Origin of the sequence: Streptomyces chryseus (assembly GCF_014650755.1) — a bacterium.
Classification (GTDB): Bacteria; Actinomycetota; Actinomycetes; order Streptomycetales; family Streptomycetaceae; genus Streptomyces; species Streptomyces chryseus.
Genome location: NZ_BMVO01000002.1, coordinates 369,842 through 393,253 on the forward strand (window position 1 = coordinate 369,842; position 23,412 = coordinate 393,253).

General features: G+C 71.7%; 22 protein-coding genes and 1 riboswitch. Of the genes, 16 read left to right on the plus strand and 6 right to left on the minus strand.

The features are described 5' to 3' along the window. The first annotated feature begins 334 nt into the window (after positions 1–334). Together IE185_RS06370 and IE185_RS06375 are read left to right on the plus strand one after the other, a co-directional pair. Positions 335–1,726 (plus strand): amino acid permease, encoded by a 1,392-nt coding sequence (locus IE185_RS06370; RefSeq protein WP_373303694.1) that lies wholly within the window; start codon positions 335–337, stop codon positions 1,724–1,726. Between the two features lie 10 nt (positions 1,727–1,736). Then, positions 1,737–2,192, plus strand: coding sequence for an Lrp/AsnC family transcriptional regulator (locus IE185_RS06375; protein WP_069929730.1), 456 nt, complete (start codon positions 1,737–1,739; stop codon positions 2,190–2,192). Here the strand turns inward: IE185_RS06375 and IE185_RS06380 are convergent. After that, positions 2,189–2,764: a Repetin gene (locus IE185_RS06380; RefSeq protein WP_138898233.1), complete on the minus strand. Its 576-nt coding sequence runs from the start codon at positions 2,762–2,764 to the stop codon at positions 2,189–2,191. The two genes, IE185_RS06375 and IE185_RS06380, sit on opposite strands and share 4 nt — an antisense overlap. 320 nt (positions 2,765–3,084) lie before the next feature. Here IE185_RS06380 and IE185_RS06385 point away from each other — a divergent pair, with 320 nt between their 5' ends. Together IE185_RS06385 and IE185_RS06390 are read left to right on the plus strand one after the other, a co-directional pair. After that, positions 3,085–3,882: a carbon-nitrogen hydrolase family protein gene (locus IE185_RS06385; RefSeq protein ID WP_138898234.1), complete on the plus strand. Its 798-nt coding sequence runs from the start codon at positions 3,085–3,087 to the stop codon at positions 3,880–3,882. Between the two features lie 53 nt (positions 3,883–3,935). Then, a complete protein-coding gene (locus tag IE185_RS06390) occupies positions 3,936–5,627 on the plus strand; it encodes a flavin monoamine oxidase family protein (RefSeq protein WP_189714778.1) in 1,692 nt (563 codons plus the stop codon). A gap of 101 nt (positions 5,628–5,728) precedes the next feature. Here the strand turns inward: IE185_RS06390 and IE185_RS06395 are convergent, their stop codons facing one another. Next, on the minus strand, positions 5,729–7,258 hold the full coding sequence (locus IE185_RS06395; protein ID WP_138894656.1) for a substrate-binding domain-containing protein: 1,530 nt from the start codon (positions 7,256–7,258) through the stop codon (positions 5,729–5,731). A gap of 151 nt (positions 7,259–7,409) precedes the next feature. Further along, positions 7,410–8,123 carry a DUF5995 family protein gene (locus IE185_RS06400; RefSeq protein ID WP_138894657.1) on the minus strand — a complete coding sequence of 238 codons (714 nt, stop codon included), beginning with the start codon at positions 8,121–8,123 and terminating at the stop codon, positions 7,410–7,412. 187 nt (positions 8,124–8,310) lie between these two features. Between IE185_RS06400 and IE185_RS06405 the strand changes: the two genes are divergently transcribed. From IE185_RS06405 to IE185_RS06415, 3 genes are read left to right on the plus strand one after another with little or no spacing between them, the layout of a single operon-like run. Further along, the gene (locus IE185_RS06405) at positions 8,311–9,480 is read left to right on the plus strand and encodes a glycoside hydrolase family 6 protein (RefSeq protein WP_138894658.1); all 1,170 of its coding nucleotides are present in this window, start codon (positions 8,311–8,313) and stop codon (positions 9,478–9,480) included. Positions 9,481–9,525: 45 nt separating this feature from the next. Next, entirely contained in the window at positions 9,526–10,017 is a 492-nt protein-coding gene (locus IE185_RS06410) for a MarR family winged helix-turn-helix transcriptional regulator (protein WP_138894659.1), read from the plus strand. 2 nt (positions 10,018–10,019) lie between these two features. Next, a complete protein-coding gene (locus IE185_RS06415; protein ID WP_138894660.1) occupies positions 10,020–10,463 on the plus strand; it encodes a winged helix DNA-binding protein in 444 nt (147 codons plus the stop codon). Here IE185_RS06415 and IE185_RS06420 read toward each other — a convergent pair. Together IE185_RS06420 and IE185_RS06425 are read right to left on the minus strand one after the other, a co-directional pair. Continuing rightward, on the minus strand, positions 10,460–11,839 hold the full coding sequence (locus IE185_RS06420; protein WP_138894661.1) for a uracil-xanthine permease family protein: 1,380 nt from the start codon (positions 11,837–11,839) through the stop codon (positions 10,460–10,462). The genes IE185_RS06415 and IE185_RS06420 overlap by 4 nt on opposite strands. A 138-nt stretch (positions 11,840–11,977) precedes the next feature. Further along, positions 11,978–13,198 (minus strand): MFS transporter, encoded by a 1,221-nt coding sequence (locus tag IE185_RS06425; protein WP_138894662.1) that lies wholly within the window; start codon positions 13,196–13,198, stop codon positions 11,978–11,980. A gap of 99 nt (positions 13,199–13,297) precedes the next feature. Between IE185_RS06425 and IE185_RS06430 the strand changes: the two genes are divergently transcribed. Beyond that, positions 13,298–14,470, plus strand: coding sequence for an ROK family transcriptional regulator (locus IE185_RS06430; protein ID WP_138894663.1), 1,173 nt, complete (start codon positions 13,298–13,300; stop codon positions 14,468–14,470). A 133-nt stretch (positions 14,471–14,603) separates the two neighbouring features. Here IE185_RS06430 and IE185_RS06435 read toward each other — a convergent pair whose 3' ends face one another. After that, positions 14,604–16,934: a chitinase C-terminal domain-containing protein gene (locus tag IE185_RS06435; protein ID WP_138894664.1), complete on the minus strand. Its 2,331-nt coding sequence runs from the start codon at positions 16,932–16,934 to the stop codon at positions 14,604–14,606. 185 nt (positions 16,935–17,119) lie between these two features. Then, positions 17,120–17,250, plus strand: a riboswitch (FMN riboswitch). Positions 17,251–17,417: 167 nt separating this feature from the next. Here IE185_RS06435 and ribD point away from each other — a divergent pair. The 8 genes from ribD to IE185_RS06475 all read left to right on the plus strand — a co-directional run bounded on the left by ribD (position 17,418) and on the right by IE185_RS06475 (position 23,339). Next, entirely contained in the window at positions 17,418–18,542 is a 1,125-nt protein-coding gene (gene ribD / locus IE185_RS06440) for a bifunctional diaminohydroxyphosphoribosylaminopyrimidine deaminase/5-amino-6-(5-phosphoribosylamino)uracil reductase RibD (protein ID WP_229843365.1), read from the plus strand. Continuing rightward, positions 18,543–19,151, plus strand: coding sequence for a riboflavin synthase (locus IE185_RS06445; RefSeq protein WP_138894665.1), 609 nt, complete (start codon positions 18,543–18,545; stop codon positions 19,149–19,151). Continuing rightward, a complete protein-coding gene (locus IE185_RS06450) occupies positions 19,148–19,801 on the plus strand; it encodes a nicotinamide mononucleotide transporter family protein (RefSeq protein WP_138894666.1) in 654 nt (217 codons plus the stop codon). The genes IE185_RS06445 and IE185_RS06450 overlap by 4 nt, the downstream gene beginning before the upstream one ends. Then, positions 19,798–21,090, plus strand: coding sequence for a bifunctional 3,4-dihydroxy-2-butanone-4-phosphate synthase/GTP cyclohydrolase II (locus IE185_RS06455; protein WP_138894667.1), 1,293 nt, complete (start codon positions 19,798–19,800; stop codon positions 21,088–21,090). Before IE185_RS06450 ends, IE185_RS06455 begins: the two co-directional genes overlap by 4 nt. 30 nt (positions 21,091–21,120) lie before the next feature. Further along, positions 21,121–21,606: a 6,7-dimethyl-8-ribityllumazine synthase gene (ribH, locus tag IE185_RS06460; RefSeq protein ID WP_138894668.1), complete on the plus strand. Its 486-nt coding sequence runs from the start codon at positions 21,121–21,123 to the stop codon at positions 21,604–21,606. Positions 21,607–21,641: 35 nt separating this feature from the next. Then, positions 21,642–21,923: a phosphoribosyl-ATP diphosphatase gene (locus IE185_RS06465; RefSeq protein WP_069929747.1), complete on the plus strand. Its 282-nt coding sequence runs from the start codon at positions 21,642–21,644 to the stop codon at positions 21,921–21,923. Positions 21,924–21,986: 63 nt separating this feature from the next. Then, positions 21,987–22,844 (plus strand): ATP phosphoribosyltransferase, encoded by an 858-nt coding sequence (gene hisG, locus IE185_RS06470; RefSeq protein WP_138894669.1) that lies wholly within the window; start codon positions 21,987–21,989, stop codon positions 22,842–22,844. A gap of 42 nt (positions 22,845–22,886) precedes the next feature. After that, entirely contained in the window at positions 22,887–23,339 is a 453-nt protein-coding gene (locus IE185_RS06475; RefSeq protein WP_138894670.1) for a PH domain-containing protein, read from the plus strand. The last annotated feature ends 73 nt before the right edge of the window (positions 23,340–23,412 follow it).

A 23,412-nucleotide genomic window follows, 5' to 3' on the forward strand; every position in this document is an offset into this window, starting at 1 on the left:
CCTCCGCCGTACCGGACAAAAGGGATATCGAAAGGTGAGGCGCAACAAAAAGCCAGGTATCGCAGTCGTGCGCAATGATCGTCCGCCGGTACGCAAGGTTGCTGCATTACGGAGGTGAACGCACACCTCGTAGGCTTCGCGCTGTACGTGGAGTGGCGGGGACCGCCTGCTCGGCGGTTCCCGAGCTCCGGGCTGATTCCTGACGCCCCGAGCGGACCGCTGCGGTCGCCGCCTTCCCGATCGGCAGCGATAAGGAGCCACCCCAGTGTTGGACGCAGCGCCACCCGTCACTCCCCAACCGGAATCCGAGCGTCCGAATCTCGGCACCCGGCTGATGCGGCGCAAGCCCGTCGAGCAGCTCGTCGCGGAAGGCGGCCAGGGCGACGGCGGTTCGCTCCGCCGCTCACTCACCATGTGGCAGCTGACGATGATCAGCATTGGCGCCACGCTCGGCACCGGCATCTTCGTCGTGCTCGGTGAGGCAACCCCGCTGGCCGGCCCCGCAGTCGCGATCTCGTTCGTCATCGCCGGTCTCACCGCCCTCTTCTCGGCGCTCTCGTACGCGGAGCTCGCGGGTTCCATACCGGTGTCCGGTTCTTCGTACTCCTACTCGTACGCGACCATGGGCGAAGTCATCGCCTGGATCTGCGGCTGGTGCCTGGTCCTGGAGTACGGCGTGTCCGTCGCGGCCGTCGCCGTCGGCTGGGGCGAGTACCTCAATGAGCTGCTCGACGGCACGATCGGCGTCACGATCCCGGCTTCCGTCTCCGCGCCGCTCGGCGAGGGCGGATTCATCAACCTCCCGGCGCTGATCGTCATCCTGCTGGCCATGGTCTTCCTGATGGGCGGCGCCAAGGAGAGCGCCCGCGTCAACACGATCATGGTCGTCATCAAGATCGCCACGCTGGTCCTCTTCTGCGTCATCGGCTTCATGGGCATCAAGGCCGGCAACTACGCCCCGCTCGCCCCGCTCGGCGTCACCGGGATCAGTGCCGCAGCGGCCACCCTGTTCTTCTCGTACATCGGCTTCGACGCCGCCTCCACCGCCGGTGAGGAAGCCAAGAACCCGAAGAAGGACCTGCCGCGCGCGATCATGCTGTCGCTGCTGATCGTCACCGTGCTCTACTGCCTCGTCGCCCTGGTCGCCGTCGGTGCCATGCCGTGGCAGGACTTCGAGGGCACCGAGGCGGCGCTCGCGCAGATCATGAAGGACGTCACCGGTCACAGCTTCTGGGGCGTCGTCCTCGCCGCCGGCGCGGTCGTGGCCATCGCCAGCGTCGTCTTCGCCGTGCTGTACGGCCAGACCCGCATCCTCTTCGCGATGTCCCGCGACGGCCTCGTCCCCAAGGTGTTCGCCAAGGTCGACGAGCGCACCGGCACGCCGAAGGCCAACGTCGTGATCGTGTCGCTCTTCTGCGGCGTCCTCGCGGCCTTCATCCCGCTCGGCGAGCTGGCCAACGCCACCAGCATCGGCACCCTCTTCGCCTTCGCTCTCGTCAATGTCGCCGTCGTCATCCTGCGGTACAAGCGCCCCGACATGCCGCGTACGTTCCGGGTGGCACTGTTCCCGGTGACGCCGATCCTCGGCTTCGCCTTCTGCGCGTACATGATGTTCAGCCTGCCCAGCAAGACCTGGGTCTACTTCGGTGGCTGGATGATCGCCGGGCTCGTGATCTACTTCTTCTACGGCATGCGCCGCTCCAGTCTGGCCACCGCAGAGAAGTGACCCACCCGCAGTGCGACTGAACGATCTCGACGAACGCATCGTCCACGCCCTCGCCGAGGACGCCCGCCGCAGTTACGCGGACATCGGCTCCGAGGTCGGCCTGTCCGCGCCCGCTGTGAAGCGGCGCGTGGACAGGCTGCGGGCGGAAGGTGCCATCACCGGCTTCACCGTCCGCGTCGACCCGGCCGCGCTGGGCTGGGAGACCGAGGGCTTCATCGAGATGTACTGCCGCCACAACACGTCCCCCGAGGACATCCGTCGTGGCCTGTCGCGCTACCCGGAGGTGGTGTCCGCGTCGACCGTCACCGGCGACGCGGACGCCGTCGTCCAGATCTTCGCCTCCGACATGCGCCACTTCGAGCGCGTCCTGGAGCGGATCGCGGGGGAGCCGTTCGTCGAGCGCACCAAGTCGGTGCTCGTCCTGTCCCCCCTGCTCCGGCGCTTCTCGTCGGGCTCGCCCGCCTAGCCCTTCGGGGCGGCCTGCTCGTACACCGGCTGCCAGGGCAGCACCTTGAAGTCGCCCGAGCCCGCCCTGGTCTTCTCGAACGGGGCGGAGCTCATGCACTTGGGCAGGTTCTGCTTCGCCACGTCACGGCCGATCCAGCTGTAGCCCAGGCGGTCGTTCCGGCCCTGGTCGTGGACCGAGATCCCGACCCGCTTGCCCTTGTTGTCCTGTTCGGTGTCCGTGATGATCCCCGTCACCACCGCCACCTTCCCGCCGGTCACCAGGCAGTCGACCCTTCCCTCGGCCCAGCCGGACGTGCCGTCCGGGAAGACGTGCTCGAAGCGGAACGTGCCGTAAGCCTTCTCGGGGTCCATGGTGTCCTTCGCCGCCAGGTGCGCGTCGAAGGTGAACGTGATGTCGTCCCCGGCCGGCCGGTACAGCTTCGCCGTGCCGGTCAGCGCCGCCGCTTCGCGCGGCTTGCCACGCGGTACGTCGGCGCCGGAGGCGAGCGCGGTGCCGGCGGCCCCGGCGGTGATCAGCAGAGCGGCGCCGAGGGCGGCGATCTTCGTACGACGGTGGGCGAGGCGGTTCATCGGGGCTCCTTCGGCAGGTGATCCGGCGGCTGTCCGGACAGCGATCACTCTTCCGTCGGCGCGCCCCGCGCACATCGCACCGGGGTACGGACGGGACTCCGCCGGGCGGCGGGGACTGCGCCGTACCGGCTACCGCTGGGGGCCCAGGACCGTACGACCTCAGGCTTACCGGCCCGCACGCAACGAATCGCCGCGGACCTCACTTGTTGCGCAACAGATCAACGGTCGGTCCGCAACGGTCGCGCCTTGTCCGGGTGCGAGCGCGGAACGTACCGTCATTACGTCTCCCGCACACCTTCCCCACCAGCCCGAGGTCAGCCATGCCGCCGTTGCGCACCGCACTGCTCCAGAGCTCCGGCCGTCCCGGCTCCGTCGAGGCGAACCTCAAGGTCCTCGACGACGCCGCGGGCCGGGCGGCGGCGGCGGGCGCCGGGCTGCTGGTCTGCCCGGAGATGTTCCTGACCGGCTATGCCATCGGGGCGGACGTGCACCGGCTGGCCGAGCCCGCCGACGGCGAGGCCGCCGACGCCGTCGCGGACATCGCCGTACGCCACGGGCTGGCCGTCCACTACGGCTACCCCGAGCGCGACGGGGACGCCGTCTACAACTCCGCCCAGCTCATCGGCCCCGACGGCACGCGCCTCGCGAACTACCGCAAGACGCACCTGTTCGGCTGCTTCGAGCAGGAGTGGTTCACGCCCGGCGACGACACGGTCGTCCAGGCGGAGCTCGGCGGCCTGACCGTCGGCCTCATGATCTGCTACGACGTCGAGTTCCCGGAGAACGTCCGCGCCCACGCGCTCGCGGGCACCGACCTGCTGCTGGTGCCCACCGCACAGATGCACCCGTTCCAGTTCGTCGCCGAGTCCGTGGTGCCCGTACGGGCCTTCGAGAACCAGATGTACGTCGCCTATGTGAACCGGACCGGCGCCGAGGGCGAGTTCGAGTTCGTCGGGCTGAGCTGCCTGGCCGGTCCCGACGGGGCCTCCCGGGCCCGCGCCGGGCGCGGCGAGGAGCTGGTGTTCGGCGACGCCGACCCCGAGTTCCTGCGGGCGTCGCGCGAGAACAACCCGTACCTGCGCGACCGCCGCCCCGGGCTGTACGCGTCCCTGGCCTGACGCCGCCCCCGCCTCGCCCCCTCACTTCTCGTTTTCGCAAGGAGCCCGACCCCATGACGTCCACGGTGCCCACAGCCGTCCAGCACACCGACGCGCAGCCGCCGATCACCATGTTCGGTCCGGACTTCCCCTACGCGTACGACGACTTCCTCGCGCACCCGGCGGGCCTCGGCCAGATACCGGCGACCGAGCACGGCACCGAGGTCGCGGTCATCGGCGGCGGCCTGTCCGGCATCATCGCGGCGTACGAGCTGATGAAGATGGGCCTCAAGCCCGTCGTGTACGAGGCCGACCAGATCGGCGGCCGGCTGCGCACCGTCGGCTTCGAGGGCTGCGACGAGTCGCTGACGGCCGAGATGGGCGCCATGCGCTTCCCGCCGTCCTCCACCGCGCTCCAGCACTACATCGACCTGGTGGGCCTGGAGACGAAGGCGTTCCCCAACCCGCTGGCCCCCGAGACCCCGTCGACCGTCGTCGACCTCAAGGGCGAGTCGCACTACGCCGTGACCGTCGACGACCTGCCGCAGGTCTACCGCGACGTCATGAACGCCTGGAACGCCTGCCTCGAAGAGGGCGCCGACTTCTCCGACATGAACCAGGCCATGCGGGAGCGCGACGTACCGCGCATCCGTGAGATCTGGGCCAAGCTCGTCGAGAAGCTCGACAACCAGACCTTCTACGGCTTCCTGTGCGAGTCCGAGTCGTTCAAGTCCTTCCGGCACCGCGAGATCTTCGGCCAGGTCGGCTTCGGCACCGGCGGCTGGGACACCGACTTCCCGAACTCCATCCTGGAGATCCTGCGCGTCGTCTACACCGAGGCGGACGACCACCACCGCGGCATCGTCGGCGGCAGCCAGCAGCTCCCCGTCCGGCTCTGGGAGCGCGAGCCGGCCAAGCTCGTGCACTGGCCGCTCGGTACGTCGCTGAAATCCCTCCACGAGGGCGAGCCGAAGCCCGCCGTCACGCGCCTGCACCGTACGGCCGGCAACCGGATCACCGTCACCGACGCCTCCGGCGACATCCGCACGTACCAGGCGGCGATCTTCACCGCGCAGTCCTGGATGCTGCTCTCCAAGATCACGTGCGACGACTCGCTGTTCCCCATCGACCACTGGACGGCGATGGAGCGCACCCACTACATGGAGAGCTCCAAGCTCTTCGTCCCGGTCGACCGGCCGTTCTGGCTGGACAAGGACGAGGAGACCGGCCGCGACGTCATGTCGATGACGCTCACCGACCGGATGACGCGCGGCACGTACCTGCTGGACGACGGCCCGGACAAGCCCGCCACCATCTGCCTTTCGTACACGTGGTGCGACGACAGTCTCAAGTGGCTGCCGCTGTCCGCGAACGAGCGGATGGAGGTCATGCTGAAGTCGCTGGGCGAGATCTACCCGAAGGTCGACATCCGCCGTCACATCATCGGCAACCCGGTGACCGTGTCGTGGGAGAACGAGCCGTACTTCATGGGCGCGTTCAAGGCGAACCTGCCCGGCCACTACCGCTACCAGCGCCGCCTGTTCACCCACTTCATGCAGGACCGCCTCCCCGAGGACAAGCGCGGCATCTTCCTCGCGGGCGACGACATCTCCTGGACGGCCGGCTGGGCCGAGGGCGCCGTGCAGACCGCGCTCAACGCCGTGTGGGGCGTCATGCACCACTTCGGCGGTACGACCGACCCGACGAACCCGGGCCCCGGTGACCTCTACGACGAGATCGCCCCGGTCGAGCTGCCGGAGGACTGACCCCGGACCACCTCCGGGCACCTCCTGGTGCTCACCCAGAAACGTGCCGCTCGGGCCGGCCGCGATCCGGCCGGCCCGAGCGGCCATCAACAGCCCTGTGCCTATCCGGCGCAGGGCTTCGCCGCTTCCGGGGCGGCGCACGGCAGGTGGCCGTGGGTGCGGATGACGTCCTGGCCGCTGCCGCGCGTCAGATAGACGAGGAAGCTGGAGACCAGGGAGTCGGCGGGCGGGCTGCCGTACGTGTAGGCGTACTCGATCTCGTGGTACGGGTAGCCGCCGGCCCCGATGCCCTCGATGCTCGGCTCCCGGCCGTCCAGGCGCAGGCGGTGGACGCCCCCGGGGGTGGTGCCCGAGCGCAGTTCGCTGTAGCCCAGGGCGCCCGGCACTGAGGCGACCTCGGCCAGTACCTGCTCGGTCGAATCGAGCTCGCAGCGGACGACCCCGGGCCGCCCGTCGTCCCGGCGGACGCAGTCCTGCGAGGTGTTCGCGGGCTCGCCCCCGCCCAGCACGCGGCGCTGGAAGACCTGCCGGGTGCCGGAGTTGGCGTCCCGGCTCACGAGGCGGACGGGCAGGTCGGGCCCGTCGAGCTCCTTCCAGTTGCGGACGGTGCCGGCGTACAGGGCGCGTACCTGCGCGGTCGTCAGGCCCTTGAGGGGCACGCGGTCGTTGAGCACCAGGGCGAACGCCGAGACCGCCACCCGGCTCTCGCGCAACCGGGGGTAGCCGTTCGGCTTCGGACCGTCGGACAGGGCGACGACGGCGGGCGAGCCGTCCTCGGCCGCGGCGCCCGCCTCGTCGAGAGCGCGGATGCCGGCGGTACTTCCGTGGGTGTCCACGGTGATCTGCGAACCGGGGCACTCGTCCTCGTACTTCTCGGCCAGCTCCTTCGCGACCGGCGTGAACGCGGTGGAGCCGGTCACGGTCAGCTTCCCGGCGGCGCAGCCCATGGGCGGCGGGTCCGCGTCGTCGCGTACGACGGTGAGGGTGGCCAGGGCGACGACGCAGACGGCGAGCGCGAGGATGAGGGTGCGGGCCGGGCGGCTGAAGAGGGGCGTCTTGTCGTCCGGGGTGGTGCTCTCGTTGGGCATCACCGCGCCGTCCTGGATGCCGCCGGTCACCCGGACCGCGCTGCCGACGCCGCCCCCGCCGAGCAGGACCAGGAGCTTGTAGTGCTGGCCCCGGTTGAGCGGCACCTTCGGCAGGTGGACCCGGTTCCGCTGGTGCCGCATCCCGGCCTCGGGCGTGAAGTGTGCCATCAGGTGGGCGTGTTCGGGATTGGGCTGGGTGACCGCCACACCGCGGACCGTGCGGTCGGTGAAGTGGACGGTCAGGCCGTGCGTGTCCGGGCCGGTGTAGTCGGTGGCCGAGATGCCCTGCGCGCCGTCGTTCTCGATCCGCAGCAGGACGAGGGTGGCGTTGGACATGTCGGGGGAGTCGTCGAACAGGCCGAGGCGCACGGTGTCGTGGCCGTTGCGGGCGTCGCCGCCGATGGGGGTGTCCATCTGCACGCGGTAGCCGATCCGCTTGCGGCGCGGGACCCGGCGCTCGTACCAGAAGGGCCCCACCGCGGCCGCCACGCCGACCACCGCGGTCAGCAGCGCCACCACGTTCTCGGGGTTCAACCACTCCACGCGTTCGCCCTCGCCCCAGCCTGCCGGCGCACGCCCGTTCGCGCGCTTGTGCGGGTCAGGGTAGGGCCGGCAGGGGCGCGGGAACCCGGGCCGGGGCAGTCCGTCGGACGCTGTTCACCCGGGCTTCACCGGCGCGCGGCCGCGGGCGGGTTCAGTCGCCGCCGGGCAGCGGCGTCAGCAGCATCCGCCCGACCAGGCCCACGCCTTCGTCCAGCCGTCGCGTGAAGTCCTCCGCCAGATCGGGCAGTTCGCGCAACCGCCACAGGAGGCGGGCGGCGGACCAGGCGGCGTCACGGGCCCGCTCCAGGCTCCACGAGCCGAGCAGATGGGTCAGCGGGTCGGCGATCTCCAGCAGGTCGGGCCCCGGCATCAGCTCCTCGCGGACGCGCTCCTCCAGCGCCACGAGCGTGTCGCCCACCCGGTCGAAGTCACCCTCCAGATCGGCCGGCCGGCAGCCGAGCACGTCACAGGAGTCGACCACGGCCAGCGCCAGGTCGTGCCCGATGTGCGCGTTGATCCCGGCCAGCGCGAACTGCAGCGGCCGTACGCCCGGATGGCGCCGGTACATCAGCAGCGGCCGCCAGCAGGCGGGCCCGCGCCGCCCCGCCGACGAGGCGTCCACGGCGGAGAGGTAGCGCTCGGCGAAGAGCACGTCGAGCGTGGCGGCGGCGCGGGCGTCGGGGAACAGGCCGCCGTCGATGCGCCGGTCGATCTCCTCGGTGACCGCGAGGTAGAGCCGGTTGAAGACCGCGAGGCCGTCCGACGGCGGCCAGTCGCAGCGGAAGGAACGCATCCGCGCCACCACCGCGTCGACCGAGGTCCGGGAGCGGTCCGTCTGAGCTGGGAAGTGCTCGATCTGCGCCATACGGGCAGCGTCGCAGCCCTAGGCTTTTCCCCGGGCGCCGTAGACACGGGCTTCCCCGGAACGGGGGAACGAACCGTGTCGCGGGCGCCGGGGGACGGCCGAGCGGGGGAGAGCCAGGGTGCCGGGTGTACGTGCACAGCGCCGGACGGAGCGCGCGCGGAGGCGTCGCGCCAGGCGGCGCGACGCGATGGCCGTCGCGGCTTCGGCGGTCGTCGCCGTCGGCGCGGTGACGGGGGTGATGTCCGCGTCGGCGGGCGAGGGGGACCACCGGAACGCGGCGCGGCCGACGACGACCGCGACGCCGGTTCCGGGGCCGCTGCCCGCGCGCCCGACGGCTTCGGCGACGCCGACCGTCAAGGCTTCGGCCCCGGCCTCGCGTCCGGCGGCGCTCCCGTCCACGGAGCCGCCCCGGGCTTCCCGTCCCGCGCCGCCGGCCTCGTCGCCCACGCGGGCCCCGGGGAAGCCGGAAGCGGACCGGGGGGAGGAGCCCGGCGGCGCCGCCCTCTACCGGCACCCGGAGTCCCAGGTGCTCGACTGGGTCAGGGCCAACGGCGACGACCCCCGGCACGCGCTGATCGCGTCCCGGATCGCGGAGCGGCCCGCCGCCGTGTGGTTCGCGGCGTACGACCCGGGCGCCGTCACCGCGCGGGTGAGGTCCGTGACCTCGGCCGCGGAGGCGGCGGGCCGAGTGCCCGTCCTGGTGCCGTACGCGATCCCCGACCGGGACTGCGGCGGCGCCTCCCAGGGCGGCGCGCCGGACCTCGCGGCGTACGACGACTGGATCGGGGACTTCGCGGCCGGACTCGGCGGCGGCGAGGTCGTCGTCGTCCTGGAACCCGACTCGATCGCCCTGTCCGACTGCCTCTCCACCGCGCAGCGGCAGGCGCGTTTCGCGTCGCTGGCCCGCGCGGGCCGCACCCTGCACGCCGCGAACCCCCGGGCGAAGGTCTACTTCGACGCCGGGCACTCCGGCTGGCACTCGGCCGGGAAGCAGGCCGCCGCCCTGCGCGCGGCGGGCGCCCGGTCGAGCGGCGACGGGATCTTCACCAACGTCGCCAACTTCCACCGCACCGCCGACGAGGCCGCCTACGCGCGCCGGGTGCTCGCCGCGCTCGGCGGCCCGCCGGGGCTCGGCGCGGTCATCGACACCAGCAGGAACGGCAACGGCCCGCCGGCCGAGGGCCAGTGGTGCGACCCGGCGGGCCGCGCCCTCGGCCGGGCGCCGACGACCCGGACCGGGGAGGACCGGATCGACGCGTACCTGTGGGTCAAGCTGCCGGGGGAGTCCGACGGCTGCAAGGGCGCGGCGGGTACCTTCGCACCGGACTACGCCTACCAGCTGGCGCGCGGCGACTGAGCAAAACACTAGCCATGTACATAGTAGCTATGTACTGTATCTGTCATGAGCGCAGCCACCGAAGGCCCGACGCCCGGCTTCCTGGTCTGGCGACTGTCGACGAGATGGCGCGTGGCCGTCGACCGGGCCCTCGGGCCGCTGGGCCTGACCCACGCGCAGTACTCGCTGCTCGCCTCGCTGCTCGGCATGGAACACGCCGGACGCCGGCCGAGTCAGCGAGAACTCGCCGACCACACCGGCCTGGAGGCCCTGTACGTCTCGAAGCTGGCCCGCGCGCTGGAGACCGCGGGTCTCGTCGAGCGCACCCGGGACGCCGCCGACACCCGGGCGGTCCGGCTGGAGCTCACCGACCGGGGCCGGGAGGCCACCGGCCGCGCTATCACGGTCGTACAGCGGCTCGTCGACCAGCTCCTGGCGCCGCTCGGCGGCCTGGAGGGGCGGCGCACCGAGGTACTGGTCCGTGAGCTGACCGCCCTGATCGACGTACCGCTGGACGCGTCGTCCGGCGTACCGCCCGAAGCACCGACCGAGGAGTAGCCATGTCCGCAACCCCGAACGTCAACGGCCAGATCATCGGCCAGGCCCACTACGCCACCCGCGCCGTACTGGAGCGGTACCTGGCCCGCACCGGCACCACCTTCCACCAGTCCGTGGCGCTCAACGTCGCGGCGGACAGCGGCACCGGCGTCGACCGCGGCCACCTCGTCAGCCGCATGACGGGCAGCCTGAAGACCGACGACGCGACGGCGCTGGCGACGATCGCCGAACTGACCGGCGCGGCGCTGGTGGAGGCGGTACCCGGCGACGAGTGCCGCATCCGGCTCACGGACGCGGGCCGGGAGCTGCACCGTTCGATCCGTACCGAGGTCGGCGAGATCACGGCGCGGCTGTACGACGGTTTCGAGCCGGACGAGCTGGCGGTCGCCGGCCGCCTGCTAACCGTCCTGACCGCCCGCGCCAACGCCGAACTGGCCGACGCCTAGTCCTTGGTGGTGTCGTACGTCGAGGTGCCCGCGTCCAGCAGGGGCTCCTGCTCCTTGAGGTGGGCGGGGGCCAGGGCGCGCAGGACGTGATAGCCGGTGATCACGACGATCGTGCCGAGCGCGATGCCGCTCAGCTCGAAGTTGTCGGTGATCTTCAGGCTGACGCCGCCGACGCCGATGATGATGCCCGCGGCGGCCGGCACCAGATTGAGTGGATTGCGCAGGTCCACGCGGGCGTTGAGCCAGATCTGGGCGCCGAGCAGGCCGATCATGCCGTACAGGATGACGGTGATGCCGCCGAGCACACCGCCGGGGATCGCCGCGACGACCGCGCCGAACTTGGGGCAGAGCCCGAAGAGCAGCGCGAAACCGGCGGCGGCCCAGTACGCGGCCGTGGAGTAGACGCGGGTGGCCGCCATGACGCCGATGTTCTCGGAGTACGTCGTGTTGGGCGGCCCTCCGACGGCGGTGGACAGCATGGACGCCGCGCCGTCGGCGGCGATGGCGGTGCCGAGCCTGTCGTCCAGGGAGTCGCCGGTCATCTCGCCGACGGCCTTGACGTGCCCGGCGTTCTCGGCGATCAGCGCGATGACGACGGGCAGCGCGACGAGGATCGCCGACCACTCGAAGCTCGGCGCGTGGAAGGACGGGAGGCCGATCCAGTCGGCCCGGCCGACCGCCGAGAGGTCCAGCCGCCAGTGGTCGACGGCCTCCGGGCCGCCCACGGGCGAGTGGATCTTCCCGAAGAGCCGGTCGAAGACCCAGGAGATCGCGTACCCGAAGAGCAGGCCGAGGAAGATCGCGACGCGGGAGAAGAAGCCGCGCAGGCAGACGACCGCCAGCCCGGTGAAGAGCATCACCAGCAGGGCCGTCCACTGGTCCTGCGGCCAGTACGTCGAGGCCGTGACCGGGGCCAGGTTGAAGCCGATCAGCATGACGACCGCGCCCGTGACGACCGGCGGCATCGCGGCGTGGATGATGCGGGCGCCGAACCTCTGGACGGCGAGACCGGCGACGAAGAGCGCCGCGCCGACGACCAGGACCGCGCCGGTGACCGTGGCGCTGTCGCCGCCGGACGCGCGGATCGTGGCCGCCACGCCGACGAAGGAGAGCGAACAGCCGAGGTAACTCGGCACGCGGCCGCGGGTGGCCAGCAGGAAGATGACCGTCGCGACGCCGGACATCATGATGGCCAGATTGGGATCCAGTCCCATGAGCACCGGGGCGACGAACGACGCCCCGAACATGGCCACCACGTGCTGGGCGCCGAGCCCCGCTGTACGGGGCCAGGAGAGGCGCTCGTCGGGCCGTACGACGGCTCCGGGGGCGGGGGTCCGCCCGTCGCCGTGCAGGGTCCAGCGCACCCCGAGGTCCATGGTGGCTCCCGTGCAGATTCGGTCAGAGATGATCCCAGCCATGCTACGGGCGGAAACTCGCGCCGGTGTCCGCCGGGTTCAGCCGTACGCCCCGCCGGGCCCTCGGGCGACGGTGAACGGGCGAGCGCCGACCGCGCCCTAGTCCTTGACCGCTGTGGCCGGGGACGGCGAAACGCCGCCGCGATCGCGGTCCGGCGCGCGGCCCGCTCCGCGCAGTACCCCGGCGCCCACCACCAGCCCGAACGCCAGCGCCGTCACCACGCCGAAGGACACCACCAGCGAGGTCGCGTCCGCCACCGCGCCGATCGCCGACGGGGCGATCAGGCCGGACGTGTACGTGATCGTCGCGACTCCCGCGATCGCCTGGCTCGGACTCGGCCCCGAGCGGCCGGCCGCGGCGAAGGCCAGCGGTACGACCACCGCGACCCCGAGTCCGATCAGCGCGAAGCCGGACAGGGCGAGCACCGGACCGGGCGCCGACACCACGAGCAGGCCGCCGGCCGTCGCCGCGACGCCGCCCACCCGGACCGTACGCACCGGCCCGAACCGGTCGATCACCCGGTCCCCGGCCAGCCGGGCCACCGCCATCGTCAGGGCGAACGCGGTCGTGGAGGCGGCGGCGAGGCCCGGCGAGGTGTCCAGCACGTCCCGCAGATACACCGCCGACCAGTCCAGGCTGGCCCCCTCCGCGAACACCGCGCAGAACCCGATCGCGCCGATCACCAGCGCCGATCTCGGCGGCAGCGCGAAACGCGGCGGGGCCTGCGCGTCCGGCGCGCTGCGCAGGTCGAGCACACCCCGGCAGGCGACGAGGCCCAGTACGGTCAGGGCGGCGGCGGCCAGCGCGTGGTGCAGGCGCGCGTCGCTTCCCAGGTGGGCGGCGAGCGTTCCGGCGGCCGAGCCGATCAGCGCGCCCGCGCTCCACATGCCGTGCAGGCCGGACATGATCGACTTGTCCAGCCGGTTCTCGACCTCGACGCCGAGCGCGTTCATGGCCACGTCCGACATCCCCGCCGTCGCGCCGTACACGAACAGCGCGGCGCACAGCGCCGGCATGTTCGGCGCCAGCGCGGGCAGCGTGAGCGAGAGGGTCCACAGGACCAGCAGGCCGCGCAGCGCGGTCCGCGCCCCCAGCCGGTGACTGACCGCCCCGGCCAGCGGCATCGCCACCGAGGCGCCGATCGCGGGGAAGGCGAGGGCGAGGCCGAGCTGGCCCGCGCCGACGCCGGTGTGGTCCGCGATCCACGGGATGCGGGTGGCGAAGCTGCCAGTGACCGCTCCGTGCACGCAGAAGACAGCGGCCACGGCGTACCGCGCCCGCTTCAACCGCGTCCGGCTGAAGACCATTTCGCCCGACATCGCATCCTCCCCGTGGCCCGTCTCTCCAGCGTGCCGGAGTAAACTATCAGGAACCCTGCCTGATAAATAGGGGCGGACGCGTCTGAGAGGATCCGTGGCATGCCCGCATCACCGAGCACCGCCCGGGCCATCAACGACCGGTCCGCCCTCAAGCTGCTCCAGGACGAGGGCCCGTTGACGGCCGGACAGCTCAAGACGCTGACCGGGCTGTCCCGCCCCTCCGTCGCCGACCTGGTCGAACGACTCCAGGGCGCGGGCCTGATCGCCGTGGTGGGGGAGGCCGGGGAGCGGCGCCGGGGCCCCAACGCCCGGCTGTACGGCATCGTCGCGGACCGCGCCCACCTCGCCGCGCTCGACGTACGGACCCAGGGGGTCTCCGTCGTCGTGGCCGATCTGCTCGGTACGACGCTCGCCGAGGCCACGCTGCCGATCGACGGCGACGCGACGGGCACCGGACCGGCCGTCGAACAGGCCGTCGCCCTCCTGGAGCACACCGCCCGCGAGGCCGGCGCCGAGCGGCTGCACAGCGTCGGGATCGGGGCCCCCGGCCTGATCGACCCCGCCACCGGGGAACTGCGCGCCACCACCGGGCTCCCCGCGTGGCACCGCCGGCTGGTCGCCGCCCTCCAGGAACGCCTGCCCGCCACCGTGCTCGTGGAGAACGAGACCAACCTCGCCGCCGTCGCGGAACAGCGGCTCGGCGCGGCCCGCGACCGCGACACCTTCGTCCTGCTGTGGCTCGGCCACGGCGTCGGCGCGGCGCTCGTGCTCGACGGCAGGCTGCGCCGGGGCGCGTCGGGCGGCGCGGGCGAGATCGGGTTCCTGCCGGTGCCGGGCACCGAGGGCCTGCCCTCGGCCACGGACTGCGGCGGCGGGTTCCACTCACTGGTCGGCGGCGCCGCCATCGGCACCCTTGCCGCGCGGCACGGCATCGCGACAGCCGGTGACCCCTCCGCCGCCGCCGGGGTACGGGCGGCCCTCGCGGCGGGGACGCGCGGTGAGCCGTTCCTGGACGCCCTGGCCACCCACCTGGCCGTCGGCGCGGCGGCCGTCACCGCCGTACTCGACCCGGGCTGCGTCGTCCTCGGCGGCGAGAGCGGCCACGCGGGCGGGGCGGCGCTCGCCGCCCGCGTCGCCGGAAAGCTCGCCGCGATGTCACCGCTGCGCACCCAGGTGCGGGCCGGGGAACTGGGCGACGCGGCGGTGCTCCAGGGCGCCCTGCTCGCGGCCAGGGACGCGGCCCAGGACGACCTGTTCGCCCCGAGGGCCTGACGGCCCGTACACCTCCGGGGCCTGACGCCCCGTACGCGCCGGAAGCCCCGGAGCCGGTGCTCCGGGGCTTCCGGGAGGGGTGGACCCGGCGGCGGGAAGGGCCGGTCACCGCCGCCGGGCGTCTTGCCGGGGGTCAGCAGGCTCCGAGGCCCTGCCAGACACCCCACTCACCGGTAGTACCCGGCTCCTCGCCCTTCGTCCACCACTTGGACTTCCACTGGTGCGACTTGTGGGCGACGGTCGTACCGCTGCCGTACTCGGACGAGGCGCTCCACGCGGGCGCCGCGCACGGCCCGCCCGGGCTCGGCGTGGGGCTCGGGTCCGGCCCCGGCCCGGGGCCCGTTCCCGGCTCCACCACCGTCGTACCGCGCGCCAGGTCGCCCGCCAGGGCGTAGGACCGGCCGCCGAAGGTCACCGTCCAGTTGGACGGGGTGGAGGTCGGCAGGTAGTAGACGAAGTCCAGCTCGACCGAGGCGCCGGGCGCGAGCGTCTGCCAGGCCGGCAGCTTCAGCGAGACGCGGTTGTAGTCACCCTTCAGCCCGCCGATGTTGTGGGCGGCCGTGTGGTCGCTGCGCACGATCTTCGTGTTGAAGCCGGACTGGTCCTTGGCGTTGGCGGGCGCGGAGGTCGCGTAGTCGAACTGGAACTCCGTGCCGCCGGGCAGTGTCGCCTTCGTGTTGTTCGTGATCTTCAGCTGGGGGCTGATGGGGTAGTTGGAGTCGCCGAGCGGGAACTGCCCGAAGTCCACGCCGATGTCGAGCGCCTTCGCCGGCAGCTCGACGGTGGAGCGCTGCGCGCCGTACGGCGAGGCCGACTTGAACTTCTCGTACATCGCCGTCGTCAGCGAGTCGCCGATCTCGTACTGGCCCTTCGCCGCGTTCCAGTCGTAGTCGCCCGCGAGCTCCCAGACCATGGTGCCGCCGATGCCCTTGTCGACGACGTAGTCGGCCTTGGCCTTGACGGACTGCTCGTCCTCGGTCGACAGGAAGACCTTCTTCTCCGCGTTCCACAGCCAGGGCGCGACGAGCGTCGGGTCGTACTTGCGGGCGTACGTGCCGGTCAGCTTCGTGCCGGCGGGGAAGCCGTACTGAGTGACGTAGTCCCCGACGACGCCCTTCTCCAGGTTCTTCGCGTGCCACATCGGGTTGGACCCGGCCGGGGACTCCTTGCCCGCCGTGTCCTTGTCGTGCCACAGGTTGTCGATGCCGGAGGCCCCGTCACCGCACTTGGTCAGGCCCGCGCCGGCCGGGCAGTTGGCCGAAGGCGCCTTGCCCCACAGCCCGTCCGTGCCGCCCTGCACGTTCTTGTGCCCGCGGGTGTAGTACGGCAGGCCGATGTTGATGCGGCCGGCCGGCATCGAGCCGCGGAAGTAGTGATACGCCCAGTCGGTGTTCAGGTAACCGACCCCGCCGTACTGCGCCGTCGAATACACACCCGCGGCCGCCAGTTCGGCGTCCTTGCCGTCGTCGAAGAGTGAGGCGTTCGGGCCGACGTACTCGTTCCACGCGCCGTGCAGGTCGTACGACATGATGTTGACGTAGTCCAGGTACTTCTGGACCTGGAACGTCTCCATGCCGCGCAGCAGATACCCCGACGAGGGCGCGGCCACCGTCAGCAGGTAGTGCTTCCCGTCCGCGGCGCCCGCCCGGTCGAGCTTCTCGCGCAGCGACTTCATCAGCGCCGCGTATCCCTTGACCAGCCCGGCCCGGCGGGCGTTGGAGTACGAGAAGTCCAGCGGATTGCCCGCGTCCTTCATCGTCGTCGGGTACTCGTAGTCGATGTCGACACCGTTGAAGCCGTACTTCTTGATGAACGCGACCGTCGAGTCCGCGAACGTGTCGATGCCCGCCTGGTTGACCGAACCGTCCGCGTGGGTCGCCATCGAGTAGAAGCCGCCGGAGTTCACCCGGTCGCCGTTGTCCGCGAAGTACCCGCCGGTCTCGGCCCAGCCGCCCACCGACACCAGCGTCTTCACGTCCGGGTGCTGCTTCTTGAACTTGCTCAGCAGGTTGAAGTGGCCCTTGTAGCCGTACGCCGGGTCCATCTCCGCACCGGCCACGCCCGGCCAGGTCATCCCGGTCGCGGCGTTCTTCTCGCCGTCGGAGCCGACCGAGATCTTGTTGTCGCTCCCGATGTGCGCGAAGGCGTAGTTGAGGTGGGTGACCTTGTCCCACGGGATGTCGGAGGCGAGGTAGGCGGGCTCGCCGTTCTTGCCCGTACGCCAGCCGGTGAAGTAGCCGATGACGCGGCGCTTGTGGTCGGCGCCCATCTTCTCGCGGCCTTCGGCGTCGTAGACCGAGCAGTACGGCACGTCGACGCCCGGGGTCTTGTACAGGCCGTCGGGACGACAGGACTCGTTGTCGGCGGCGTGCGAAACGCCTCCGGCGAGCGAACTGAGCAGGAGTCCGGCGACGGCCGCGCCGGCGGCGAGCAGGGCGGGTCTCGCTCGGGTGGGGGACAGCACGGTCTGTTCCTCCTGGGGAGGTCGGCCTGGCACAACAACGGTGGGTGATCGTCTTGTTGCGCAGACGTTAAGAGGACTAGACCAGGGTGGTCAATAGGTATGGACCAATCCTCTGTGAGCCGGGCCACAGGAAATCGGATGAGTGGCACTGTGTCCGGCGTGGCACACTGACCTTGTACCAGCAGCAGCGCACTCCGGGGTCGGTGTAATTCCGAACCGGCGGTTACAGTCCGCGACCCGGTCACCTCCAGTGACCGGTTGAACAGGTGAAATTCCTGTACCGACGGTGAAAGTCCGGATGGGAGGCAGTGCGCGGCGGGCCGTCACAGGTCATCGGTACGCCGCTGTCGGCGGTTCGGCTCGTCCTCCAGGGGCGATCCCTCATTCCGGCCAGGGCGTCCCGTCGTTACCCGTTGGCGTTTTCCCGCTCTCTGTCGTCCTCGACAGCCCCGGAGTCCGTGCCCGAAGAGGCAGGAGGACCCGGTGGCCACCGCAGCCGAAGCCACGACCGACGCGAACGCCATGCGCCGGGCCATCACGCTGGCCGCCCGCGGACTCGGCTCCACCAGCCCCAACCCGGTCGTCGGATGCGTCGTCCTCGACGCCGCCGGACAGCCCGCAGGCGCCGGATTCCACCAGCGCGCGGGCGGCCCGCACGCCGAGGTGCACGCCCTGCGGGAAGCGGGGGAGCGGGCGCGCGGCGGTACGGCGTACGTCACCCTCGAACCCTGCAACCACACCGGTCGCACCGGCCCCTGCGCCCAGGCCCTCGTCGCCGCCGGCGTCGCCCGCGTCGTCTACGCCGTCGCCGACCCGAACCCGCAGGCCACCGGTGGCGCCGGCACCCTGCGCGCGGCCGGCGTCCAGGTGGAGCAGGGCCTGCTCGTGGACGAGGCGCGGGCGGGCAACATCGCCTGGCTCACGTCCGTACGCCTCGGCCGCCCGTACGTCCGCTGGAAGTACGCCGCGACGCTCGACGGCCGCATCGCCGCGGCCGACTCCACCAGCCGCTGGATCAGCTCCGCCGAGTCCCGCGCCGACGTCCACCGGCTGCGCGCCGAGGCGGACGCCGTGATCGTCGGCTCCGGCACCATGCGCGCCGACGACCCCCACCTCGCCGTACGCGGCGCAGGGACCACCGAGGCCGTCACCCAGCCCCTGCGCGTCGTCGTCGACACCAACGCCACCGCCGTCAAGCCCGGCGCCCGCGTCCTCGACGACGCGGCGCCGACGCTGGTCGCGGTCGCCGAGGACGCCGACGCCGCGCACCTGGACGGGACAGCGGCGGAGGTCGTACGGCTGCCCCGCGCCGCCGGCGGCCTCGACGTCCACGCGCTGCTCGCCGCCCTGCACACCCGGGGCGTGCGTTCCGTACTCCTCGAAGGCGGTCCCACGCTCGCCGGCGCGTTCGTCGCCGCGGGCGCCGTCCACGCCGTCACCGGCTACCTCGCCCCCGTCCTGCTCGGCGCGGGCCCCGCCGCCCTCGCCGACGCCGGAATCACCACCCTCACCGAAGCGTTGCGGCTCGACGTCACCGAGACCGTGCGTGTCGGCCCCGATCTGCGCATCACCGCCGTCCCCGCCACTCCCGTACCGAAGGAGACCTGAGTGTTCACCGGAATCGTCGAAGAGCTGGGTGAGGTCACCGCCGTCGAGAACCTCGGTGACGCCTCCCGTTTCCGCCTGCGCGGCCCGCTCGTCACCGAGGACGCGAAGCACGGCGACTCCATCGCCGTCAACGGCGTCTGCCTCACCGTCGTGGAGTGCGGGGACGGTGAGTTCACCGCCGACGTGATGGCCGAGACGCTGAAGCGCTCCAGCCTCGGCGCCCTCACCACCGGCTCCCGCGTGAACCTGGAGCGCCCCATGGCGCTCGGCGGCCGCCTCGGCGGACACCTCGTCCAGGGACACGTCGACGGGACCGGCACGATCACCGGCCGCGAGCCGTCCGAGCACTGGGAGATCGTCAAGGTCTCGCTCCCCCCGGACCTCGCCCGGTACGTCGTCGAGAAGGGCTCCATCACCGTCGACGGCGTGAGCCTCACCGTCGTCGAGGCCGGGGACGACTACTTCACCATCAGCCTCATCCCCACCACGCTCGACCTCACGACCCTCGGCATCAAGCAGGCCGGCGACCCGGTCAACCTGGAAGTGGACGTCCTCGCCAAGTACGTCGAGAGGCTGCTGGGCGCGGACCGGAAGGAGAGCGTCAGGTGAGCGCCGTGTCCTGGCTGAACAGCGAGGCGTTCACCGCCTTCGACCAGCACATCCTGTGGTCCGACATGATCGGCAACACCATCGGCCTGATCGCCCTCGCGCTCGGCTGGCGGCGCTCCATATGGACCTGGCCCGCCCAGTTCCTGTCCGGCGTCATCCTCGTCGCCGCCTACTCCTCCGCGAACCTCAGCGGCGGCGTCGGCAAGCAGCTGCTGGTCATCGGCGTCGCCCTGTGGGGCTGGCGGCAGTGGCAGCTCGGCAAGCAGCAGGCCCAGGACGGCTCGATCGCCGTCCGCTTCGCCACCGGGCGCGAGCGCGCACTGCTGGCGGCCGGAGCGGTCGTCGGCACGCTGGCCGTCGGGGGCCTGTTCACCCTGTACCCGTCGCTGTCCTGGAGCCCCTGGGCCGACGCGTACATCTTCGTCGGCACGCTCGTCGCGATGGTCGCCCAGGCGCGCGGCCTGGTCGAGTTCTGGTTCGCCTGGCTGCTGGTCGACCTGGTGGGCGTACCGCTCGCCTTCAGCAGCGGCCTCGCCTTCTCCGGTCTCGTGTACGTCGTCTACTTCGCCCTCGTCCTGTGGGGCGCCTACGACTGGTGGCAGCGTTCGCGCACCAGCGTGAAGCCCGCCATCGAAGGAGCAGCAGCATGAGTGGTGCCCTGCCCACCTGGTACAGCACCGACAACGCCGAGGACCTGGCCCTCGACCCCGTCGAGCAGGCCATCCGCGACATCGCGGCCGGCCGCCCCGTGGTCGTCGTCGACGACGAGAACCGGGAGAACGAGGGCGACCTCGTCATCGCCGCCGAGATGGCGACGCCCGAGATCGTCGCCTTCATGATGAGCGAGTGCCGCGGCCTGATCTGCGCGCCCATGGAGGGCGACGAGCTGGAGCGGCTCGAACTCCCGCAGATGGTCGAGAACAACACCGAGTCGATGAGCACCGCCTTCACCGTCTCCGTGGACGCCTCCGCCGCGCACGGCGTCACCACCGGCATCTCGGCCGCCGACCGCGCCGCGACCCTGCGGCTCCTGGCGAGCGGCCGCTCCACCGCGGGCGACTTCGTCCGCCCCGGCCACGTCTTCCCGCTGCGCGCCAAGCCCGGCGGCGTACTCGTCCGCAACGGCCACACCGAGGCCGCGGTCGACCTCGCCCGGCTCGCCGGCCTGCGCCCGGCCGGCGCGATCGTCGAGATCGCCGGCGAGGACGGCGTGATGCTGCGGCTGCCCGAGCTGATCCCGTTCGCCCGCAAGCACGGCCTGACGATCATCTCCATCGAGGACCTGATCGCGTACCGCCGCACCTCCGACCCCAAGGTCCGCCGCGAGGCCACCGTCCAGCTCCCCACGACCTTCGGGGACTTCACCGCGTACGGCTACCGCTCGACCGTCGACGGCGTCGAGCACGTCGCGCTCGTCCACGGCGAGATCGGTGACGGCGAGGACGTCCTCGCGCGGGTCCACTCCGAGTGCCTGACCGGCGACATCTTCCACTCCCAGCGCTGCGACTGCGGCCCCCAGCTGGAAACATCCATGCAGCGCATCACCGAGGAGGGCCGGGGCGTCGTCGTCTACCTGCGCGGCCACGAGGGGCGCGGCATCGGGCTGCTGTCCAAGCTGCGCGCGTACGAACTCCAGGAGCTCGGCCGCGACACCCTCGACGCCAACCTGGAACTCGGCCTGCCCGCCGACGCCCGCGACTACGCGGCCGGCGCGCAGATCCTCGAAGACCTCGGCGTGCACAGCCTCAGGCTGATGACGAACAACCCCGAGAAGACCGACGCGCTCGTACGGCACGGCCTGACCGTCCTCGAACGCGAGCCGATGCCCGTCAAGGCGGGCGAGCACAACCTCCGCTACCTGCGCACCAAGCGGGACCGGATGGGGCACGACCTTCCGTGGCTGGACGGCGCCTCCGCCTCCACCTGCGGCAACCAGTAAACCCGTACACAACCTCGAAGGAGACCACGCGTGAGCGGCAAGGGCGCACCCGAACTGAGTGTGAAGAACTGCGGCGACCTCCGGGTGGCGGTGATCGCGGCCCAGTGGCACGAGAAGGTCATGGACGGCCTCGTCGACGGCGCGCTGCGCGCCCTGCACGAGCTGGGCATCGACGAGCCGACCGTGCTGCGGGTCCCCGGCAGCTTCGAGCTGCCGGTCGTCGCCAAGGTCCTCGCGGGCCGGGGTTACGACGCGATCGTCGCACTCGGCGTCGTCATCCGCGGCGGAACGCCCCACTTCGAGTACGTGTGCCAGGGCGTCGCCAACGGCCTCACGCAGGTCTCCGTCGACACCGGTGTTCCCATCGGCTTCGGCGTCCTGACCTGCGACACCGAGGAGCAGGCGCTCGACCGGGCCGGCATCGAGGGCTCCCACGAGGACAAGGGCCACGAGGCCGTCACCGCCGCCGTCGCCACCGCCGCCACGCTGCGCACGGTCGCCGAACCCTGGCGCTGAGTGGCACCGGGCCACCCCGTACTCTTAGGACCATCATGGCCAACAAACCCGCCAAGAGCTTCGAAGAGCTCTTCACCGAGCTCCAGCACAAGGCCGCCACCGGCGACCCCTCCACCTCCCGCACCGCCGAGCTGGTGGGCAAGGGGGTGCATGCCATCGGCAAGAAGGTCGTCGAAGAGGCCGCCGAGGTCTGGATGGCCGCCGAGTACGAGGGCAAGGAAGCCGCCGCCGAGGAGATCTCGCAGCTGCTGTACCACGTCCAGGTGATGATGGTCGCCCGCGGGATCTCGCTCGACGACGTCTACGCCCACCTCTGAGCCGCACCGCTCTCCGCACGCCCGCACCACCACGACTCCCACCGCACAGAAGGACCTGACCTCATGCTGCGCATCGCCATCCCCAACAAGGGCTCCCTCTCCGGACCTGCGTCGGAGATGCTCCATGAGGCCGGGTACCAGCAGCGCAAGGAGTCGAAGGAGCTGCGCCTCGTCGACCCGGAGAACGAGGTCGAGTTCTTCTACCTGCGGCCCCGCGACATCGCGATCTACGTGAGCTCCGGCCGTCTCGACATCGGCATCACCGGGCGCGACCTGCTGCTGGACTCCGGGGCCAACGCCGAGGAGATCCTCCAGCTCGGCTTCGCCCGCTCGACCTTCCGTTATGCCACGAAGCCCGGCACCGCGACCGGTGTCAAGGACTTCGGCGGCATGACGGTCGCCACCTCGTACGAGGGCATCGTCGCCAAGCACCTGGCCGACGAGGGCATCGACGCGTCGGTCGTCCACCTGGACGGAGCGGTCGAGACGGCCATCGAGCTGGGCGTCGCCCAGATCATCGCCGATGTCGTCGAGACCGGCACGAGCCTGCGCAACGCGGGCCTCGAAGTGATCGGCGAGCCGATCATGAAGTCCGAGGCGGTCGTGATCCGCCGCACCGGCGTCTCCGCCGAGGAGGCCGTCGACCCGAAGGTGGCCCAGTTCCTGCGCCGCCTGCAGGGCGTCCTGGTCGCCCGCAGCTACGTGATGATGGACTACGACTGCCGCGCCGAACACCTCGAAGCAGCCGTGGCCCTCACCCCGGGCCTGGAGTCGCCGACCATCTCACCGCTGCACAACGAGGGCTGGGTCGCGGTCCGCTCCATGGTCCCGGCCAAGGAGTCCCAGCGCGTCATGGACGACCTGTACGAGCTCGGCGCCCGCGCCATCCTCACCACGGCCATCCACGCCTGCCGCCTCTGACCGCCCCGCAGCCGCCCCCACCCTCGAAGGAACGCGAGCGCCGTGTCACAGCCCGAACTCCCCGCCCTGCCGGTCACCTTCCGGCCGACCCGCACCCGGGCCGTCCTCCTGACCGTCGGGGCGGCGATGTTCGCCGTCATCACCGCCATCGCGCTGATGCTGAAGACGCTGAGCGGTGGGGAGCGGGTGGCGTTCGTCTTCACCGCGCTGCTCCTGTCCGGCGTACTCGTCCTGCTCAGCCGCCCGAAGGTCGTCGCCGACGAGGGCGGCGTCACCGTGGTCAACCTGACGACCAAGCGCCGCCTGGAGTGGGCCGAGATCGTACGGGTCAACCTGCGCCCCGGCGACGCCTGGGTCTTCCTCGACCTCAGCGACGGCACCAGCCTGCCGGCCCTCGGCATCCAGCCCGGCGTCGCCAAGCAGCAGGCCGTCCGCGACGCCCGCGCCCTGCGCGACCTGGCGGAATCCCGGGGCACCGGAACACACGGCGGCTGAGCCCCTGCCCCGGGGCGGCCCGGTCCCGTTTACTCTGGTGCGGGCGGCGCCGCGTGGCGCCCCGCTCCGCAGC

Excerpts from the sequence above, each read along its gene's own strand:
- IE185_RS06370 (WP_373303694.1), top strand. The coding sequence starts at position 335 with ATGCGGCGCAAGCCCGTCGAGCAGCTCGTCGCGGAAGGCGGCCAGGGC.
- IE185_RS06380 (WP_138898233.1), bottom strand. The coding sequence starts at position 2,764 with ATGAACCGCCTCGCCCACCGTCGTACGAAGATCGCCGCCCTCGGCGCC.
- IE185_RS06385 (WP_138898234.1), top strand. The coding sequence starts at position 3,085 with ATGCCGCCGTTGCGCACCGCACTGCTCCAGAGCTCCGGCCGTCCCGGC.
- IE185_RS06390 (WP_189714778.1), top strand. The coding sequence starts at position 3,936 with ATGACGTCCACGGTGCCCACAGCCGTCCAGCACACCGACGCGCAGCCG.
- IE185_RS06400 (WP_138894657.1), bottom strand. The coding sequence starts at position 8,123 with ATGGCGCAGATCGAGCACTTCCCAGCTCAGACGGACCGCTCCCGGACC.
- IE185_RS06405 (WP_138894658.1), top strand. The coding sequence starts at position 8,311 with ATGGCCGTCGCGGCTTCGGCGGTCGTCGCCGTCGGCGCGGTGACGGGG.
- IE185_RS06410 (WP_138894659.1), top strand. The coding sequence starts at position 9,526 with ATGAGCGCAGCCACCGAAGGCCCGACGCCCGGCTTCCTGGTCTGGCGA.
- IE185_RS06415 (WP_138894660.1), top strand. The coding sequence starts at position 10,020 with ATGTCCGCAACCCCGAACGTCAACGGCCAGATCATCGGCCAGGCCCAC.
- IE185_RS06420 (WP_138894661.1), bottom strand. The coding sequence starts at position 11,839 with ATGGACCTCGGGGTGCGCTGGACCCTGCACGGCGACGGGCGGACCCCC.
- IE185_RS06425 (WP_138894662.1), bottom strand. The coding sequence starts at position 13,198 with ATGTCGGGCGAAATGGTCTTCAGCCGGACGCGGTTGAAGCGGGCGCGG.
- IE185_RS06430 (WP_138894663.1), top strand. The coding sequence starts at position 13,298 with ATGCCCGCATCACCGAGCACCGCCCGGGCCATCAACGACCGGTCCGCC.
- IE185_RS06455 (WP_138894667.1), top strand. The coding sequence starts at position 19,798 with ATGAGTGGTGCCCTGCCCACCTGGTACAGCACCGACAACGCCGAGGAC.
- IE185_RS06465 (WP_069929747.1), top strand. The coding sequence starts at position 21,642 with ATGGCCAACAAACCCGCCAAGAGCTTCGAAGAGCTCTTCACCGAGCTC.
- hisG (WP_138894669.1), top strand. The coding sequence starts at position 21,987 with ATGCTGCGCATCGCCATCCCCAACAAGGGCTCCCTCTCCGGACCTGCG.